Annotated in this window: 4 protein-coding genes; 3 read left to right on the top strand and 1 reads right to left on the bottom strand. The window is 73.8% G+C overall.

Going from position 1 to position 4,941, the window contains the following annotated elements; translation table 11 throughout:
• Nucleotides 1–170 precede the first annotated feature (170 nt).
• Nucleotides 171–3,158, bottom strand: coding sequence for a bifunctional [glutamine synthetase] adenylyltransferase/[glutamine synthetase]-adenylyl-L-tyrosine phosphorylase (locus ACWGH4_RS31240; RefSeq protein WP_453466811.1), 2,988 nt, complete (start codon nt 3,156–3,158; stop codon nt 171–173).
• Nucleotides 3,159–3,567: 409 nt separating this feature from the next.
• Here ACWGH4_RS31240 and ACWGH4_RS31235 point away from each other — a divergent pair, with 409 nt between their 5' ends.
• The 3 genes from ACWGH4_RS31235 (at nt 3,568) to ACWGH4_RS31225 (ending at nt 4,913) form a co-directional block, all read left to right on the top strand.
• A complete protein-coding gene (locus ACWGH4_RS31235; protein ID WP_453466809.1) occupies nt 3,568–3,999 on the top strand; it encodes a VOC family protein in 432 nt (143 codons plus the stop codon).
• A 117-nt stretch (nt 4,000–4,116) separates the two neighbouring features.
• A complete protein-coding gene (locus ACWGH4_RS31230; RefSeq protein ID WP_453466807.1) occupies nt 4,117–4,248 on the top strand; it encodes a hypothetical protein in 132 nt (43 codons plus the stop codon).
• Entirely contained in the window at nt 4,245–4,913 is a 669-nt protein-coding gene (locus tag ACWGH4_RS31225; RefSeq protein ID WP_453466805.1) for a class I SAM-dependent DNA methyltransferase, read from the top strand. The genes ACWGH4_RS31230 and ACWGH4_RS31225 overlap by 4 nt, the downstream gene beginning before the upstream one ends.
• Nucleotides 4,914–4,941 lie beyond the last annotated feature (28 nt).

Raw genomic sequence — 4,941 nt, 5'->3', positions numbered from 1 at the left:
GGATTTCGCGGAGCGAAATCCAGCCCGCCCGGCGCTTGAGGGCACCGCGCGAAGCGCGCGGCAGGCCCCCGCAGGGCGGCACGGGGTCCGGGGCCTGCCCCGGTTCGGGAAGGGGCGGGGTGGGGAAACAGCCGCGCGCAGCGGCCCCGCACCCGCCGCCCGCCCCAGGGCTACGCCCCGTAGAAGGCCGCCTCCATCACGCCCCGCGCCCTCCGCGTCACCCGCCGGTAGTCGTCCAGCATGTCTCCCACGTGCCCCGGCCCGTACCCCAGGTACCGCCCCACCGCCGCCAGCTCGCGCGCGTCGGACGGGAACGTGTCGCCCGCGCGGCCGCGGACGAGCATGACGCCGTTGCGGACGCGGGTCGCGAGGACCCAGGCCTCGTCCAGGGTGCGGGCGTCGTCCGCGGAGACGAGGCCGGCGTCGCAGGCCGCCCGCAGGGCCTCGCGGGTGCGGGTGGTGCGCAGGCCCGGCACCTCCCGGCCGTGCCGCATCTGCAGCAGCTGGACCGTCCATTCGACGTCGCTCAGACCACCCCTGCCGAGCTTGGTGTGCAGGGTCGGATCGGCGCCCCTCGGCAGGCGTTCGGACTCCATGCGCGCCTTGAGCCGGCGGATCTCGCGGACCGCTTCGTCGTCGAGTCCTTGGCGGGGGTAGCGCAGCGGGTCGACGAGTTCGATGAACGCCTCGGCGAGCTCGGTGTCGCCGGCCATGGGCCGGGCCCGCAGCAGGGCCTGGCTCTCCCAGACGAGGGACCAGCGGCGGTAGTAGGCCCCGTAGGAGCCGAGCGTGCGTACGAGGGGGCCGCTCTTGCCCTCGGGCCGCAGGTCGGCGTCGATCAGCAGCGGCGGGTCCGCTGTCGGCAGTTGCAGCAGCCGGCGCATCTCGGAGACGACGCTGTTGGCGGCCCGGGCGGCTTCCTGTTCGTCGACGCCGTCGCGGGGCTGGTGGACGAAGAGCACATCCGCGTCGGAGCCGTAGCCGAGCTCGTGGCCGCCGAAGCGGCCGACTCCGATGACGGCGAAACGGGTGGGCAGGGTGTCGCCCCACGTTCCGCCTACGGCGGCGCGCAGGGCGCCCGCGACGGTGGCGGCGGTCAGTTCGGTGATCGCGTCGCCGACCTGGTCGACGAGCGTGCCGGCGTCGGCCTCCGCTGGGTTCTCCTCGGTGCCGTAGGAGCCGATGATGTCGGCCGCGGCGGTGCGGAACAGTTCGCGGCGGCGCACGCCACGGGCCGCGGTGACCGCCGCCTCCGCGGTGTCGGCGCGGCCGACGGCGGCGAGGATCTCCTGTTCGAGGTGGTCCCGGCCGCGTGGCCGCAGACCTTCGGGGTCGCCGAGGATGGCGACGGCCTCCGGTGCGCGCAGCAGCAGGTCGGGCGCGAGGCGGCCGGCTGACAGGACGCGGGCGAGGTTCTCCGCGGCGGCGCCCTCGTCGCGGAGCAGCCGCAGGTACCAGGGGGTCTTGCCCAGCGCGTCGGACACCTTGCGGAAGCCGAGCAGCCCGGCGTCCGGGTCGGCGGAGTCGGCGAACCAGCCGAGCAGCACGGGCAGCAGGGTGCGCTGGATGGCGGCCTTGCGGCTCACTCCGGAGGCGAGGGCCTCGAGGTGGCGCATCGCGGCGGCGGGGTCGGCGTATCCGAGGGCTTCGAGGCGCTGGCCGGCGGCCTTGGGGCTGAGGCGGGTCTCGCCGGGGGTGAGCTGGGCGACGGCGTCGAGCAGCGGCCGGTAGAAGATCTTCTCGTGCAGCCGGCGTACGACGGACGCGTGGCGTTTCCACTCGCGGTTGAGGGTGGTCACGGGGTCGGTGCGCAGGCCGAGGGAGCGGGCGAGGCGCCGCAGGTCGGCCTCCTGCTCGGGCACGAGGTGGGTGCGCCGCAGCTTGTGGAGCTGGATGCGGTGTTCCATGGCGCGCAGGAAGCGGTACGCCTCGTCGAGCTGGGCGGCGTCGGCCCGGCCGACGTAGCCGCCGGCGGCGAGGGCCTGGAGGGCTTCGAGCGTGGTGCCGCTGTGCAGGGTGGCGTCGCTGCGGCCGTGGACGAGTTGCAGGAGCTGTACGGCGAACTCGACGTCGCGCAGGCCGCCCGGGCCGAGTTTGAGTTCGCGCTCGATCTCGGCGGCGGGGATGTTGTCGACGACGCGGCGGCGCATCTTCTGGACGTCGGCGACGAAGTTCTCGCGTTCGGCCGCCTGCCAGACCAGCGGGGCGACGGCTTCTGTGTACGCCTCGCCCAGCGCCGGGTCGCCGGCGACCGCCCGGGCCTTGAGGAGCGCCTGGAACTCCCAGGTCTTCGCCCAGCGCTGGTAGTAGGCGACGTGGCTGGAGAGGGTGCGGACCAGGGGGCCGTTACGTCCCTCGGGCCGCAGGTTGGCGTCGACGGGCCAGATGGTGCCTTCGACGGTGGTCTCCGAGCAGATCCGCATGAGGTGGGAGGCGAGCCGGGTCGCGGCCTGGAGCGCCTTGGCCTCTTCCGTGCCGTTGGTGGGCTCGGCGACGAAGATGACGTCGACGTCGGAGACGTAGTTGAGCTCGTGGCCGCCGCACTTGCCCATGGCGATGACGGCGAGCCGGCAGGCCGCCGCGTCCTCGGGCGCGGCGGCGCGGGCGATGCCGAGGGCGGCGCGCAGGGTGGCGGTGGCGAGGTCGGCGAGTTCGGCGGCGGCCTCCGCCACGTCGGTGGTGCCGCACACGTCGCGGGCGGCTATGGCCAGCAGGCAGCGGCGGTAGGAGACGCGCAGGGACACGGGGTCGGTGGCGTCGGCGAGTCCGCGTTCGAAGTCGGCGACTCCGGGATGCAGATCGGCGGACTCGTAGGTGGCGAGGGCGTGCCAGTCGCGGGGGTGGCGGGCCAGGTGGTCGCCGAGCGCCTCGGACGCCCCGAGGACGCCGAGCAGCCGGTCACGCAGCGGCTTCGCGGTGATCAGGTGGTCGAGGAACCGGCGCCGCTCGTCCGGTTCGTGCGCTTCGGCGAGGCGGACGAGGGAGCGCAGCGCCAGATCGGGATCGGCGGTGGCGCCGAGGGCGTCGAGGAGCATGGAGTCGCTGCGTACCGACGCCATGTCGGGGAGCTCGAGGAGGCGTGCGGCCGCAGAGGGGTCGGTGAAGCCGTGCCTCAGCAGCCGGGTGAAAGTGCTGCTCCTGCGCCCCGGAACCGTCATCCCGGTCTCCGTCCTGCCGTGCCGCCGTGTGCGCTCGAGCGTAGCCGCAGGGGCGCGCCGGGGGCCCGGCGGACCACGCGGTTCCCGCGTCCCGGCCGGTCCGCCGGGGCGGCGGTCGGGCATCGGCGCCACCGGTCCGACGAGCAGGCGACACCGGGCACGGTCCGGGCGCGAGGGGGTCCGGGTGACCGGAAGCCCGGCATCGGGCGCGCCGGCGGCGCTCCATGTGGAAAGGTACGGCCCGGACCGGGCGTTCCGACCGGCGACGGCGTGTTCGCGCACGGAGCGGGCGAAGCACTGGTATTCCGGGGTTGCGCCCCGCGGGGCCTTCGGCCCGGCGAAGGGCGCCTTGTTCGGACAGACCGCTGGCGATTCACCACCGATGTGGCCCGTTGAAAGGATTCCACCCGTGGAAATGACCCTGGAAGTCGTCCCCGTCCCGGTCTCGGACCTGGACCGCTCGAAGACCTTCTACGCAGAGGCCTGCGGCTTCAAGGTCGACCTCGATTCCGAGGTCGCCCCCGGCATGCGGATCATCCAGCTGACCCCGCCGGGGTCGCGCTGCTCCATCGCCCTGCTGAGCGGCATGCCCCCGCATCCCGACCAGCCCACGATGACCCCCGGCACGCTCCACGGCCTCCAGTTGTGCGTCACGGACATCGCGAAGGCCCACTCCGAGCTGATGTCACGCGGGGTGCCGGTGACGTCGATCCAGCACGTGGGCGCGACGGGCTGGGAGGAGGGCACGGGCGAGGAGTGGAACTCGTTCATGTTCTTCAAGGACCCGGACGGCAACAGCTGGTGCGTCCAGGAGGCCCCGGCACCGCTGTCGCAGCGCTGACGACCCCTTGGCGGCGGACGGTCCCGGACCGGACCGCCGCCGGGGCGCCTTCGTCACGTACGCCGCCGAGCGCCGAGCGGCCGTCGTTGTCGGACGTGTCTGGTATCCATGGCCGGCATGGATACCGATCACGCGATTCCCGCCGATCTCGGCGCGCTGCGCGCGGAGTTCGGCCGCACGTCGCAATCCGGCCTCGTCGGCCGGGTCGCGCACCGGGCCGCCGCCGAGCCGTGGTTCGATGCCGCATGACGACGCCACACGAAGAACCTTCGTTCCTGCGGGACACCCGCGACTCGTACAACGCGATCGCCGCCGACTACGCGGAGACGTTCAAGGGCGAGCCGGAGGGCAAGCCCCTCACCCTGGCCATGCTGACCGCCTTCGCCGGGACCGTGGCGAGGGACGGGGGCGGCCCCGTCGTGGAGTTCGGGTCCGGACCGGGGCGGGTGACGGCGTACCTCGACCGGCTGGGGACGGACATCAGGGGCGTCGACCTGTCGCCCTCCATGGTCGCGCTCGCCCGGCGCACGTTTCCCGGACTGCGGTTCGACGAAGGCTCGATGACGGACCTCGGCGGCTTCGCCGACGGGTCGCTGCGCGGCGTCGTCGCCTGGTATTCGCTGATCCACATACCGCCCGCCGAGGTGCCGGGCGTGCTCGCCGAGTTCTACCGGCTGCTGGCGCCCGGCGGGCATCTGGCGCTGGCGTTCCAGGTCGGGGAGGACGTCTCGCGCTACACGGAGGCCTTCGGTCACAGTGTGTCGCTCGCCTTCCGCCGGATGCGGCCGGATCTGGTGACGGAGCAGTTGCGGGAGGTGGGCTTCGAGCTGCGGGCGACCATGGTGCGGGAGGCGGAGCCGGACGAGAAGACGCCTCAGGCGCATCTGCTGGCCCGCAAGCCCGTCGATGCGTAGACGCGGGGCGGCCCGGGCCGGTGGGCGC

It is taken from the genome of Streptomyces sp. NPDC054847, assembly GCF_053610925.1.
Note: the sequence above shows the minus strand (reverse complement) of the source record. Positions and strands in the feature narration are given on the sequence as shown.